This is a genomic window from Streptomyces sp. AMJ-169 (genome assembly GCF_055597585.1).
Map to the genome: position 1 here is coordinate 367,715 of NZ_JBVLTJ010000005.1, position 12,970 is coordinate 380,684.

General features: G+C 70.4%; 13 protein-coding genes. 9 read left to right on the plus strand and 4 right to left on the minus strand.

The features are described from left to right. Positions 1-57: 57 nt before the first annotated feature. The 6 genes from msrA (ACYUD3_RS14960) to ACYUD3_RS14985 all read left to right on the plus strand — a co-directional run bounded on the left by msrA (ACYUD3_RS14960) (position 58) and on the right by ACYUD3_RS14985 (position 5,520). Positions 58-717: a peptide-methionine (S)-S-oxide reductase MsrA gene (msrA, locus tag ACYUD3_RS14960; RefSeq protein ID WP_470969245.1), complete on the plus strand. Its 660-nt coding sequence runs from the start codon at positions 58-60 to the stop codon at positions 715-717. Beyond that, positions 714-1,298, plus strand: coding sequence for a DUF3885 domain-containing protein (locus tag ACYUD3_RS14965; RefSeq protein ID WP_470969248.1), 585 nt, complete (start codon positions 714-716; stop codon positions 1,296-1,298). Before msrA (ACYUD3_RS14960) ends, ACYUD3_RS14965 begins: the two co-directional genes overlap by 4 nt. Positions 1,299-1,328: 30 nt before the next feature. Continuing rightward, positions 1,329-1,988, plus strand: a complete 660-nt coding sequence (msrA, locus tag ACYUD3_RS14970; RefSeq protein WP_470969250.1) for a peptide-methionine (S)-S-oxide reductase MsrA — start codon at positions 1,329-1,331, stop codon at positions 1,986-1,988. Between the two features lie 462 nt (positions 1,989-2,450). Next, positions 2,451-3,521: an ABC transporter substrate-binding protein gene (locus ACYUD3_RS14975; protein WP_470969253.1), complete on the plus strand. Its 1,071-nt coding sequence runs from the start codon at positions 2,451-2,453 to the stop codon at positions 3,519-3,521. Further along, complete coding sequence (locus ACYUD3_RS14980; protein ID WP_470969255.1) at positions 3,518-4,507, plus strand: FecCD family ABC transporter permease; 990 nt, start codon at positions 3,518-3,520, stop codon at positions 4,505-4,507. Before ACYUD3_RS14975 ends, ACYUD3_RS14980 begins: the two co-directional genes overlap by 4 nt. After that, on the plus strand, positions 4,504-5,520 hold the full coding sequence (locus ACYUD3_RS14985) for a FecCD family ABC transporter permease (RefSeq protein ID WP_470969258.1): 1,017 nt from the start codon (positions 4,504-4,506) through the stop codon (positions 5,518-5,520). The genes ACYUD3_RS14980 and ACYUD3_RS14985 overlap by 4 nt, the downstream gene beginning before the upstream one ends. 48 nt (positions 5,521-5,568) lie before the next feature. On the opposite strand, the gene ACYUD3_RS14990 is transcribed toward ACYUD3_RS14985, so the two are convergent. Further along, on the minus strand, positions 5,569-6,609 hold the full coding sequence (locus ACYUD3_RS14990) for an NAD(P)-dependent alcohol dehydrogenase (protein WP_470969260.1): 1,041 nt from the start codon (positions 6,607-6,609) through the stop codon (positions 5,569-5,571). Between the two features lie 181 nt (positions 6,610-6,790). Between ACYUD3_RS14990 and ACYUD3_RS14995 the strand changes: the two genes are divergently transcribed. Next, a complete protein-coding gene (locus tag ACYUD3_RS14995; protein WP_470969263.1) occupies positions 6,791-7,678 on the plus strand; it encodes a helix-turn-helix domain-containing protein in 888 nt (295 codons plus the stop codon). A 27-nt stretch (positions 7,679-7,705) separates the two neighbouring features. Here ACYUD3_RS14995 and ACYUD3_RS15000 read toward each other — a convergent pair whose 3' ends face one another. The 3 genes from ACYUD3_RS15000 to ACYUD3_RS15010 all read right to left on the minus strand — a co-directional run bounded on the left by ACYUD3_RS15000 (position 7,706) and on the right by ACYUD3_RS15010 (position 11,581). Beyond that, positions 7,706-8,389, minus strand: a complete 684-nt coding sequence (locus ACYUD3_RS15000) for an ABC transporter ATP-binding protein (protein WP_470969265.1) — start codon at positions 8,387-8,389, stop codon at positions 7,706-7,708. A 309-nt stretch (positions 8,390-8,698) separates the two neighbouring features. Beyond that, complete coding sequence (locus ACYUD3_RS15005) at positions 8,699-10,171, minus strand: ABC transporter permease (RefSeq protein WP_470969269.1); 1,473 nt, start codon at positions 10,169-10,171, stop codon at positions 8,699-8,701. Positions 10,172-10,318: 147 nt separating this feature from the next. Further along, the gene (locus ACYUD3_RS15010; RefSeq protein ID WP_470969272.1) at positions 10,319-11,581 is read right to left on the minus strand and encodes a L,D-transpeptidase; all 1,263 of its coding nucleotides are present in this window, start codon (positions 11,579-11,581) and stop codon (positions 10,319-10,321) included. A gap of 236 nt (positions 11,582-11,817) precedes the next feature. On the opposite strand from ACYUD3_RS15010, the gene ACYUD3_RS15015 reads away from it, so the two are divergent. Continuing rightward, positions 11,818-12,120, plus strand: a complete 303-nt coding sequence (locus tag ACYUD3_RS15015) for an LPXTG cell wall anchor domain-containing protein (protein WP_470969275.1) — start codon at positions 11,818-11,820, stop codon at positions 12,118-12,120. A gap of 43 nt (positions 12,121-12,163) precedes the next feature. Further along, complete coding sequence (locus tag ACYUD3_RS15020) at positions 12,164-12,949, plus strand: hypothetical protein (protein ID WP_470969277.1); 786 nt, start codon at positions 12,164-12,166, stop codon at positions 12,947-12,949. Positions 12,950-12,970 lie beyond the last annotated feature (21 nt).

The window sequence follows — 12,970 nt, forward strand, 5'->3', positions numbered from 1 at the left end:
CTCCGCTCTCGGTGCGAGAAGGAACCCCGGTTTCGAGAAGGAAAGGGAGAGACCCCGATGCTCTTCGGCCGTACGCCCCAGCTGCCCACCCCCGAGCAGGCGCTTCCCGGCCGCTCCGCCCCGGCGTTCGAGGTGCCCGAGCGGCACACGGTGCTGGGGACGGCGCTTCAGGGCCCCTACCCCGAGGGCTTCGAGACCGCCGACTTCGCGCTGGGCTGCTTCTGGGGCGCCGAACGCAAGTTCTGGCAGCTTCCGGCGGGTGTGCACACCACGCTGGTCGGCTACCAGGGCGGCAGCACCGAGCACCCCACCTACGAGGAGGTCTGCTCGGGCCTGACGGGCCACACCGAGGTCGTCCGCGTGATCTACGACCCCGCCCTGATCTCCTACGAATCCCTCCTGCGCACCTTCTGGGAGTCCCACAACCCCACCCAGGGCTTCCGCCAGGGCAACGACGTGGGCACCCAGTACCGTTCCGCGATCTACACCCACTCCCCCGCCCAGGCGGAGACGGCCGAAACCTCCCGGGCCTCGTACCAAAAGGTCCTGACCGAGGCGGGCCACCCCGAAATCACCACGGAAATCCTCCCGGCGGGCCCCTTCTACCCGGCCGAGGCGTACCACCAGCAGTACCTGGACAAGAACCCGGCGGGGTACTGCGGAATCGGGGGCACCGGGGTGTCCTGCCCGATCGGAGTGGCTCCGACCCAGGGGTGAACGGCTCTCTGGACAGAGCCCGTCTGTCCGCGCTGTGGCAGCGCCAGTTCCCCAAGGGGCCTCCCGTCGCCCATGAGCTGCGCGCTGCCTACGGCGACCGTTGGGTGCGCTTCCACAGCCTGCCGGGCTCGAAGCGCCGCCCGGAGACCGGGAACGAGTACGCCACCGCCCTCCACCGGTACAACACGGTCCTGGACGAACTCTTCGCAGGCACCGATGTCTACGTCGTGACCACGGCCTGGTCCTGGGAACCGGAAGGGGCCGAACTTCCGGCGCGGCGGCGCGAGGTGCACCCCGAAGGCGCCCGTTGGACGACACTCGCCCGCGCAGACGACCCTGACCCCGAGTTCCACAGCTACACGCACCTCTACGCCGACCGCCGCCGCTGGCGACCGGGCGTACTGGACGGCATCCTCCGCGAGGTCGCGGACGACGTGCTCAGCGGAGTGATCGTCACCGACAGCGGACTCAGCCGCGTCCACCACCCCTACGACGGCGGAGCGGACGTCATCGCGGCGACTCCCGAAGAACGGAACCGGCTGCGCGACGGCCACCACGGCTGGCTGCCGCCGCGCCCATAATGACACCCCCAACTCCCCCAAGGAGGACGCGTGTTGTTCGGTCGCAGGGAAGTCAGGGACGTGCGGATGCCCGCCCCGGAAGAAGCTCCGGTGGGGCGGGGCTCGCTCGCGTACGAGGTGCCCGAGTCGCACGCCGTGCTGGGTACCGCGTTGCTGGGGCCCTATCCCGAGGGGTTCGAGGTCGCTGACTTCGCGTTGGGGTGTTTCTGGGGTGGGGAGCGGCGGTTCTGGCAGTTGCCCAGGGGGGTGCATACGACGCTCGTCGGGTTTCAAGGGGGGTACACGCCCTATCCCGTCGACGACGAGGTCCGTACCGGGCTGACCGGGCACGCCGAGACCGTCCGCGTCGTCCATGACCCGGCCGCCCTCCCCTACGACCGGCTCCTCGCCGTCTTCTGGGAGGGGCACGATCCGACGCAGGGGCTGCGGCAAGGCAACGACGTCGGTACACACGTCCGTTCACTGATCGTCACCCACACCCCGGCCCAGCAGAAGTCCGCCGAGGCGTCCCGCGCCGCCTACCAGCAGGCCCTGAGCGCGGCCGGCCACGGCACCATCACCACCGAGATCCTCCCCGCCGCCACCCACCCCTTCTACCCGGCGAGCGCCCTCCACCAGCAGTACCTGGCCCGAAACCCGGCGGGCTACTGCGGCCTGGGCGGAACGGGCATCACGTACCCCTTCAGCTGAAACCCCTCCGGAGCCTCCCGCACCTCACACCGAACCCCTCCGACAACCCCCCGCACCGCACCTCACCCCCTCAGCCGAAGCCCTCCCGGCGACCACTCACACCTCACCCCCTCAGCTGAACCCCCCTCCGGCAGCCGCCCGCACCTCGCCCCCTCGGCCAACCCCCACCCGACGGGCCAGGCGGGGGATCCGGGGCGACCCGATGTCCGCCGTCACCGAACGCCGACCCGCCCCGGACCCCTTGTCCCCGACCGCCCCGCCAGCCGACGCTCACCCCACCCCCCTCCGCTGCCCCCTCCCGACGACCGCTCACCCCACCCCCTCCGACACCCCCTCCCCCAAAACCACCCCACACCCACCCCCTCCCATGAGCCCACAAAAAGACGGGTTAAGGTAAGCCTTACCTGAGCAACCCTCTTGTCTCAGGAGACCCCTTTTGCACCACCACCCCGGAGCCCCACCGTGCGCAAGTCCAAGCCGATAGCCCTCCTGGCCGCCTCCCTGATCGGAGGCCTCCTGCTGTCCGGCTGCTCGAGCGACAGCGGCTCCGGCTCCGGCTCCGGCAGCTCCAAGAGCACCGCGAAAGAGCCCGGCGGCGTCAACAAGGTCGCCGGGGAGTCCGAGGGACCGACGGCGGCGCCCAGCCAACTGGCCGCCGGGATGGGCTCGGACGTCGACACCGACGGAACGTTCCCCCGTACCGTCAAGCACTACTCGGGCAGCACGACCATCTCCGCCGCCCCCAAGAAGATCGCCGTCCTCAGCACGGGCCAGCTCGACGACCTCCTCACCCTGGGCGTCGTCCCCACCGCCTCGACGCGCGCCGAGAACGCGGGGCTGGTGCCGGACTACCTGAACACCGCGTTCCCGCAGTACAAGAGCCAGCTGACGAAGATGACCGACGCGGGCACGCGGCAGGCGCCCAACCTGGAGTCGCTGGCGACCGCGAAGCCGGACCTCATCCTGGTCAACAAGTCGCTCGCGGACCTCTACCCGAAGCTGGAGAAGATCGCCCCGACGGTGGTCACCGCAGGCCAGGGCATCAACTGGAAGCGGGACCTGCTGCTGGTCGGCGACGCCGTCGGCAAGGGCCAGGCCGCCCAGAAGCTGCTCGACGGGATCGTCGGCGACGCGAAGACGAAGGGCGCGAACGTCAAGAACGCCCCCACCGTCTCCATGATCCGCTTCACCCCGGACCGCACCCGCATGTTCGGCATCTCCTCCTTCACCGGCTCGATCGCGGTCGATATGGGCCTGAGCCGCCCGGTCTCGCAGCAGTTCAAGGCCATCTCGCAGGACATCAGCAGCGAGAAGATCGACACGGCCGACGCGGACTGGATCTTCTACTCGGTGCAGGGCGACGCCTCGAAGACGGACGCGGCGAGCACGACCGCCGGCCCGCTGTGGAAGGGCATGAAGGGCGTCAAGGCCGGCCACGCGGTGCGGGTCGACGACGACCCGTGGTACCTGAACGCGGGCCCCACGGCCGCGCGTCTGGTGGTCGGCGAGCTCGCGGAGCACCTGGCCAAGTGACCTGGCGCCTGCTCGTCTGGCCGGCGGCCGCCCTCGGGGTGGCCGCCGCCGTCGTACTCAGCCTGGCGGTCGGCACCCGCGCGGTGCCGCCGTCGGCGGTGCTCGACGCGCTGCTGCGCGGCGGGAGTTCACCGGACGCGCTCGTCGTGCGGTCGCTGCGGCTGCCGCGCACGGAGATCGGGCTGACCGCCGGGGCCGCGCTCGGGCTCGCGGGGGCGGCGCTCCAGGCGGTGACCCGCAATCCGCTGGCCGACCCGGGCATCCTGGGCCTGAGCCAGGGCGCGGCGGCGGGCGTGGTGCTCGCGATCTCGCTCGGCCTCGCGGACGGTTTCAGCGGGTACGTGTGGTTCGCGTTCGCCGGCGCGGTCGCCGCCGCGTGTCTGGTGTACGCGATCGCCGCGCGCGGCAGAGGCGGCGCGTCCCCGGTCAAACTCGCCCTGGCGGGAACGGCGTTGGCGGCGATGACGGCCGGTGGTACGACCGTGGTGCTCACCTCGTCGGCCGCGACGCTGGACCAGTTCCGGTTCTGGCAGGTCGGCGCGCTCAGCGGACGGGACGCCGGGAGCGTCGTACGGATGCTGCCGTTCCTGCTGGTCGGGGCGGTGCTCGTGGTCGCGTGCGCGCGGGGGCTCGACGCGCTGGCGCTGGGGGACGAGACCGCGCGGGGGCTCGGTCACCATGTGCGGCGGGTACGGCTGGCCGCCGCGCTCGGCGCGACGCTGCTGACGGCGGCCGCGGTGGCGGCTGCGGGGCCGATCGTGTTCGTAGGTCTGGTGGTCCCCCACGTGGCGCGGCGGCTGGTGCGGGGCGGCTATCGCGTGATCCTGCCCCTGTCGGCGCTCCTGGGCGCCGCTCTCCTGGTCCTCGCCGACGTCGCGGGCCGCGTGGTGCGCGCCCCGGCGGAGGTCCCGGCCGGTGTGATGACGGCCCTGGTCGGCGTCCCGGTCCTGGTCGCGCTGGTCCGCCGGAAGGGGACGGCCGCATGAGCATGGTCGTACGACCGACCGCGCGCGTCTCCGTGGTGGTGCACCGGCGTTCGGTGGCCGTCGCCGGGGTGCTGGTGGTGCTGCTGGCGGGGGCGATGCTGGCGTCGGCCTGTCTGGGCCAGACGGTGGTGTCGCCCGGGGACGTGTGGCACACGCTGCGCGGTGAGCCGGGCCCCTATGACCTGGTCGTGGGGGAGCTGCGGGTGCCCCGGATCGTGGTCGGGGCGCTGGTGGGCCTCGCGCTGGGGATCTCGGGGGCGCTGATCCAGACGGTCACCCGCAATCCGCTGGCCAGCCCGGACGTGATCGGCGTCGGGCACGGCGCCGCCGCCGCGACGGTCGCCGCGCTGGCCACCGGTACGGTCTCGGCGCCCTCGGCCATGCCCGCGGTCTCCGTACTGGGCGGGCTCGCGGCGGCGGCGCTGGTGTACGTCCTCGCCTGGCGGCACGGGATGCAGCCGAACCGGTTCGTGCTGACCGGGGTGGGCATCGGGGTGGCGCTCTCGGCGATCGTCCAACTCTATCTGGCGGACAGCGAGTTGGACGCGGCCGAGCAGCTGAAGCTGTGGCTCACCGGGAGCCTCAACGGGCGCGGCTGGGAGCAGGCGCGGCCCCTCTCGATCGTCCTGCTGCTGTCCCTCCCGGCGCTGGTCTGGGCGAGCCGGGCGGCCCGCCCGATGGGCCTGGACCCGGAGACGGCGGCGGGTCTGGGCGTACGGGTCGACCGGGTACGCCTGGGCCTGACCTTCCTGGGCGTCGTCCTGGCCGCCGCCGCGACGGGCGCCGCCGGCCCGATCGGCTTCGTCGCCCTGACGTCCCCGCAGCTGGCGCGACGGCTGACCCGGACACCTCAGCTGCCGCTGGTGGCGTCGGGGCTGACGGGGGCGGTGGTCCTGGTCGCCGCGGACCTGGTCGCCCGCACGCTGGTACCGCCCCTGGAGATCCCGGTGGGCGCGCTGACGGCGCTGGTCGGGGGGCCTTATCTGCTGTGGCTGCTGGGGAGGCGGAACTGACGAACCCCCCTGCGCATTCTTCAGCGCAAGGGGGCTTGTTCGTACGACTCAGATGGTCGCCGCGTCGATCACGAACCGGTACCGCACATCACTGCCGATCACCCGGTCGTACGCCTGATTGATCTCCCCCGCCCCGATCAGCTCGATCTCCGCGCCCAGCCCGTGCTCGGCGCAGAAGTCCAGCATCTCCTGGGTCTCGGCGATGCCGCCGATCATGGAGCCGGCGAGGACCTTGTTGCCGGAGATGAGGGAGAAGAGGTTGATGGAGACGGGCTCCTCGGGGGCGCCGACGTTGACGAGCGCGCCGCCGGTCTTGAGGAGGCTGATGTACGCGCTGAGGTCCAGCGGCACGGACACCGTCGAGAGGATGAGGTCGAAGCTGCCGGCCAGCTCCTGGAAGGTCTCCGGGTCGCTGGTCGCGTAGTAGTGGTCGGCGCCCAGCTTCAGCCCGTCGTCCTTCTTGCGCAGCGACTGCGACAGGACGGTCACCTCGGCGCCGAGCGCGTGCGCGATCTTGACGCCCATGTGGCCGAGCCCGCCGAGGCCGAGGACGGCGACCTTCTTGCCGGGGCCCGTGCCCCAGTGCTTCAGCGGGGAGTAGGTGGTGATGCCGGCGCACAGCAGCGGCGCGGCGATGTCGAGGGCGAGCCCGTCGGGGATGCGGACGGTGTAGTTCTCGTCGACGACGACCGACTCGGAGTAGCCGCCGTAGGTGGGCTTGCCGTCCTTGCCGACGCCGTTGTACGTGGGGACGTTGCCCTGCACGCAGTGCTGCTCGTTACCGGCCTTGCAGTTGTCGCACTCGCGGCAGGAGTCGACCATGCAGCCGACGCCGACGCGGTCGCCGACCTGGAACTTGGTGACCCCGGACCCGACCTCGGCGACGACACCGGCGATCTCGTGCCCCGGGACCATCGGGAAGCTGGCCTGACCCCAGCCCTCGTTGACCTGGTGGATGTCGGAGTGACAGATTCCGGCGAACTTGATGTCGATCAGCACGTCGAACTCGCCGACCTCGCGGCGCTCGATGGTGGTGCGTTCGAGCGGCGCCTTGGGAGCGGGGGCGGCGTACGCGGCGACGATGGTCATGCCGTGGTTCTCCTAGTCGTGCAGTGGCGTCCCGGCCTGCCTTCCGGCCGGGCACCTCACCAGAGTGACACTCTGCGGCACTCCCACCCAGACCACGCTTATGCGTACGTATGCCGTGCGTACCACTGGCGGGGACAGGCTGCCGGACGTACGACGGCACGTGTCCGCCCATACTGGGTGTATGGAGGCTGAGAGCGCTGGTCTGGACCCCCGGGCCGAACTGAGCGAGTTCCTGCGCACCCGGCGGGCCCGGTTGCAGCCGGAGGACGTCGGGCTGCCGGCGTACGGGCACCGCCGCAGGGTGCCGGGGCTGCGGCGCGAGGAGCTGGCGCAGCTGGCCGGGGTGTCGGTGGCGTACTACACCCGGCTCGAACAGGGCAACGGCCGGAACGTGTCGGCGGAGATCCTCGACTCCATCGCCCGCGCGCTGCGCCTGAACGACGCCGAGCACGCGCATCTCACGCACCTCGCGAAGCCGAAGCAGCAGCGCAAGAAGAAGACGGCCGTGTGCGCCCCGCAGGCCCGCCCCTCGGTGCGGCAGCTGCTGCACGCGATGGAGAACGTGCCCGCGTACGTCGTCGGCCGCTGCACCGAGATCCTCGCCTGGAACCCGATGGCCGCCGCCGTCTTCGGCGACTGGTCCCGCGTCGAGCCCGCCGAGCGCACCTGGGCGCGGCTGGTCTTCCTCGACCCCGGCTACCGCAAGCTGTACGTCGACTGGGAGCAGAAGGCGATCGACATCGTGTGCACGCTGCGCATGGAGGCCGGCCGCTATCCCGACGACCCCCGGCTGGCCGCGCTGGTCGGTGAACTCTCCGTCAAGAGCGAGGAGTTCAGGCGGCTGTGGGCGACGCACGACGTGAAGGAGAAGACGTACGGGGTGAAGCGGCTGCGGCATCCGCTGGTGGGTGAACTCGCTCTGTCGTACGAGGGGTTCGTGCTGCCCGGGGACTGTGACCAGACGATGGTCGCGTATCACGCGGAGCCGGGTTCGGCGAGCGCGGAGGGGCTGCGGCTGCTGGCGAGCTGGGGGGTGGACGCGGCGCGGGTGAGAGCCGAGGCTCCTTGAGGAACCCCGGCGTCTCCATGACATGACTCAGGACGCCGCGTTCTCCTTCACCGTGATCCGTCCCTTGCGGATCGTCGCCACCCTCGGGGCCTTCTTCGCCAGTGCCGAGTCGTGGGTGACCATGATGAAGGTCAGCCCGTGTTCCTTCCAGAGGCTGTCGAGGACGTTCATGATCTCGTCGCGCATGCTCTCGTCGAGGTTGCCGGTGGGTTCGTCGGCGAGGAGGACCTTGGGCCGCTTCACCAACGCCCGTGCGATGGCGACGCGTTGCTGCTGGCCGCCGGACATCTCCGAGGGGAGGTGCCCCAACCGCTCGCCCAGCCCTACGGAGTCGAGCGCCTCGGCGGCCCGTTCGCGGCGCTCCTTCGGCTTGACGCCGAGCGGTACGAGGGCCGTCTCCACGTTCTCCTGGGCGGTCAGGGTCGGGATCAGGTTGAAGGACTGGAAGACGAAGCCGATGTTCTCGCTGCGGACCTTCGTCAGCCGGGACTCGGAGAGCTGCGCCAAGTCGGTGCCGTCCAGGACGACTTGGCCGCCGGTCGGCCGGTCGAGCCCGCCGAGCATCTGGAGCAGCGTGGACTTGCCGCCGCCCGTGGGGCCCTGGATGACCAGCCGGTCGCCGTCGGGGATGGTCAAGTCGACGCCGTCGAGGGCGAGTACGGCTTCCTTGCCGCGGGTGTAGCGCTTGGTGACGCCGGTGAGTTCGTACATCGGGGGCTCCTGGGAAGGGGGTTGCTCAACTTGATGTGCTGCTGGGTGAGTTGCCACGCGGTCGCATGAGGTGGCGTGCCGCGGGGGCAACCCGGGCGGGCTCGGCAGCGGCACGACGATCTGTCGCACGGCCCGACGCGCCGCCCGGCGACCTGACGCCGCCGCCTGTTCGGCTCGCCTGCCGCGAAGGCAGCCCGCTGGGGCGCCGCTAGGGGATTTGCCGCGCCGCCGCTCAACTTGCTGCACTGCCAGGGGATTTGCCGCGCCGCCGCTCGAATCGCCGTGCGGCGAAGGTGACTTGCCGCGCCGCTACTCCACCCGCCGCAGCGCGTCCGCGGGCCGCAGCCGCGACGCGCGCCACCCGCCGAACGCCCCCGCGATCAGCCCGCCGGCCACCGCGAGCCCCACCGCCAGCGCGACCGTCGACACGCTCACCGGCGCGGTCAGCGCGACCTCCAGCGTCCGGGCCGCACGGCCACCGCCGCCGCCACCGCCGCCGAAGCCACCCCCGCCGCCTCCGCCGCCGAAGCCGCCGCCCCCATTACCGCCGCCCACCTGGGCGTCCAGCGTGGGGCTGACGGCCGTCACCGCGTACGCGCCCGCGAGGCCGAGCGCGATGCCGAGGGCGCCGCCGAGCAGGCCGTTCACCATCGCCTCGCCGATGACCTGCCGGGTGACCCGGCCCGACTTCCAGCCCAGCGCCTTCAGCGTGCCGAACTCACGGACCCGGCGCGAGACGGCCGAGGAGGTGAGCAGTCCGGCGACGAGGAACGCGGCGATGAGGACCGCGACCGACAGCCACTTACCGACGTCGGTGGCGAGCGAAGAGGCCGTGGAGAGGGAGCCGGAGACGGTGTCCGCGAGGTCGGCGGAGGTCGTCACGGTCGTACCCGAGATGTTCTTCTGGATGGCCGACTTGACGGTGTCGATCTTCTGGGAGTCGGTCGCCTTGACGTAGATCGTGGTGACCTTGCCCTTGGCGTCGCCGAGGGTCTGGGCCTGGGTAAGCGGGATGTAGACGTTGGCGGCGGAGTCGCCGCTGTCGGCCGTGGCGATGCCGATGACCTCGAACTTGACCGTTTTGACGGTGAGTTCGGAGCCGACCTTGAGGGACTTCTCCTTGGCGTAGGCGGAGTCGACGACGGCGACCTTGGCGTCGGTCTCGGTCGTCTTGAAGGTCCGCCCGCTGGTGATCTTCGAGGAGGTCAGGGGGCCAAGTTCCGGCTGTGCGACGTCCGTTCCGAAGACGGAGTAGTTGTTGACGTCGAAGTCGGCGCCGCCGCCCCGGACTTCACCCTGCGGCTGGCCGCCCATGCCACCCCGGCCGCCGCCCTCACCCGTACCGCCGGTGCCGTTCTGCTGGAACTGCCCCCGCGTGAACTGCCCGTCCACCTTGACGACTTGGAGGCTGAGCCCGCCGACCGCCGCGGCGACCCCGCCCTGCTTGCCGACCTGCGTCACCGTCGAGGTCGCCAGCGTCTGGAAGCCGCGCACCATGACGATGTCGCTGCTCTGGGAGCCGGTGGAGCCGCTGTCCTGCGCGTCGAACTGGAAGCGGGGGCGCTGGGCGCCGGTCGAGTTCGCCTCGGCCGCCTTGGTGACGGTCATGTCGGTCCCGAGGCCGTAGAGCGACTGGAGGACCTTGTCCTGGGCCTTCCCCATGCCGGACGACACGGAGTTGACCACGATGACCAGCGCGATGCCCAGCGCGAGGCCGGAGGCGACGACGAGGGCCGCTTTTCTGCGGCGGCGCAGCTCGCGCCTCAGGTAGGTGAAGAACATGCGCCGCAAGCTAGGTACGGCTTGTGATGACTCGATAAGCCCTGCATAAGAGCAGCATGAGAAGGCTGTGCACGGGCCCGGAAACACCGGTGCCGCCCCTGGGGGCGGCACCGGAGAGCTGGGAGAAGCCTATGGATTCAGAAAGACTCAGACGGCCGAACCGGCCTTCCAGTCGGCCCAGTTGAGGTTCCAGCCATTGAGCCCGTTGTCGGCGGCGACGGTCTTGTCGCCGGTGTTCTGCACCACGACCACGTCACCGACGATCGAGTTGGTGTAGAACCAGTACCCGGCCGTCCCGGCGTCGTCCGCGCCCTTGGTGTCGGACAGGCCCACGCAGCCGTGGCTGGTGTTCACGCTGCCGAAGATGGACTTGGCGCCCCAGTAGTTGCCGTGGATGAACGTGCCGGAGCTGGTGAGGCGGATGGCGTGGGGGACGTCCTTGATGTCGTACTCGCCCTTGCCGTCGTCGTCGGTGAAGCCCACGGTCGCGCCGTTCATGCGCGTCTCCTTGAACTTCTCGGACATCACCATGATGCCCTCGTACGTCTTGTTGTCCGGGGAGCCGGCGGAGATCGGGATCGTCCGGATCGTCTTGCCGTCCTGCGTGACCTTCATCTGCTTGGTCTTCGCGTCGACGTAACTGACCTGGTTGCGGCCGACCTTGAACGTGACGGTCTTCTGCTGGACGCCGACGACCCCGGCCGCGCCCTCGACGCCGTCGAGGTTCAGCTTCAGCGTGACCGTCGAGTTCTCCGTCCAGTACTGCTCGGGGCGGAAGTCGATGCGGTTGGCGCTGAACCAGTGGCCGACGACCTCCTGGCCGGTGCTGGAGGAGACGCTGATGCCCTTCTGGACGGCCGCCTTGTTCGTGATCGCCTTGTTGAAGTTGATCGACACCGGCATGCCCACGCCGACCGTGGACCCGTTCTCGGGGGTGAAGTTGCCGATGAAGCTGTTGCTCGGCGAGACGGTCGTGAAGGAGGCGTTCTCGTGGGCGACCCGGCCGTCGGAGTCGGCGGCCTCGGCGGCGATCTTGTACGTCGTCGAGCGCTCCAGCTGCTCGCTGGGCTTCCACGTGGTCTTGTCGGCGGACAGCGCGCCCTTGACGGCCGCCCCGTCGGCCGTGGTGACCGTCACGGCGCTGAGGGTGCCCTTGGCGACGGTGACGATCCCGGAGTTGTTGATGGAGGCGTTGTCGGAGCCGTCCGCGGGGGTGATCTTGATGTCGGCGACCGACGCCTTCTGGGCCGCCGCCTCGTCGGCCTTGGCCTGCGAGGTGTCGTTCCCGCCGCCGGAGGCTTTGTCGTCGCCGCCGGAACACGCGGAGAGCACCAGCACCCCACCGAGCAGTGCGGACGCGGCCATGAGACCCCGGCGCCGCTTACTGTTCGCTATCACTCGCTTCTCCATACGTTGCCGAATTGCTCGCCCTACCCACCATCAACGCTACGGGCGCCCTGAGCCGTTCCACACCATGTTCATGTGTGGGCCACACCACGTCCCAATCGGAACAAACCACCTGCTTCCTCCGATGGTCACACTGCCCGGCCGGCTCCGCACGGCTCCCGTGACTTTCCCGTGACCCGCGCCTTCACTACCATCGGCGCACGGCCAACTCGTAAGCGCCACAAGGGGATCGATATTCCGTGTCATCCGCTCGCCGTCCACTGCTGACCGCCACCGCCGCCGGGACACTCCTGTGCGCCCTGTGGTTCGTCCCGTCCGCGAACGCGACACAGGCGGCGCCTACGACGTCCGTGCAGGCCAGGGCGGTGACCCTGGCCGATTCGACGGCCACCGTCACCGAGAGCGCCGCACTGGACGACACCCAGCTCGCCGACACCGGCAGCTTCGACACCACCCCCTATGTCATCGGCGGCAGCCTCTCACTGGCGCTGGGCGCGGGGTTTGTTTTGTACTCCATTCGCCGGGAACGTCTCGACTTTTGAAACAAATTGACTTTCCTTTGACGAAAACTTCATAGTTCCTGTCATGAACAGATCTTGGGGGGTGCGGCTGTCCCTGACGGCCGCCGCGAGCGCGCTGGCGCTCGGTTCGATCACGGGGTGCGGGTCCGAGTCCGGGTCCGACAGCACGAAGGCGTCCGACAAGGCGGCGCCGAGCGCCTCCGCGACGCCCGCGGCGAAGGCCGCGACCACCGCGGAGCTGAAGAAGCTGCTGGTGGCGACGGGGGACGTCCCGGGGTACAAGGCCACGGCCGACCCCGAGCTGATGCCGCAGAGCAAGTCCGAGGTGAAGGTCGACAAGGCCGTGTGCGAGCCGCTCGTCTGGGCCAGCGGCGGGCTGCCGCCGGGCGACACCACCGCGCACGCCAGCACCGGCTTCGGCGAGGAGAAGGCCCCGGCCGCCGGGAAGAGCCTCGACGACATCAGCGCCGAGGACATCATGAACATCACCCGCACCTTCGTGGGCCTGTCCTCCTACGACGGCGACGGCGCGCGGCAGGCCATGAAGGCGGTCTCCGACGGCATCGCCGCCTGCGCCACCGGCTACAGCGGGACCAGCGACGGCGAGACCACCAAGGTCACCAAGGTCGCGGCCGAGCAGGGCACCGGCGGCGGCGACGAGGCGCTCGCCTTCGTCGAGACCGTGGACCTGGACGGCGAGGGCACGGCCACCGTCCACGGCGAGGTGATCCGCAAGGGCAACACCGTCGCCACGTTCTACACGGTCAACTTCGCGGCGTTCGCGACCGACGGCAAGATGCCGGAGGTCCCGGCCGCGGTGATCCAGGCTCAGCTGGCCAAGCTCAAGTAACGCAAGAGGGCCCCTGGTTGA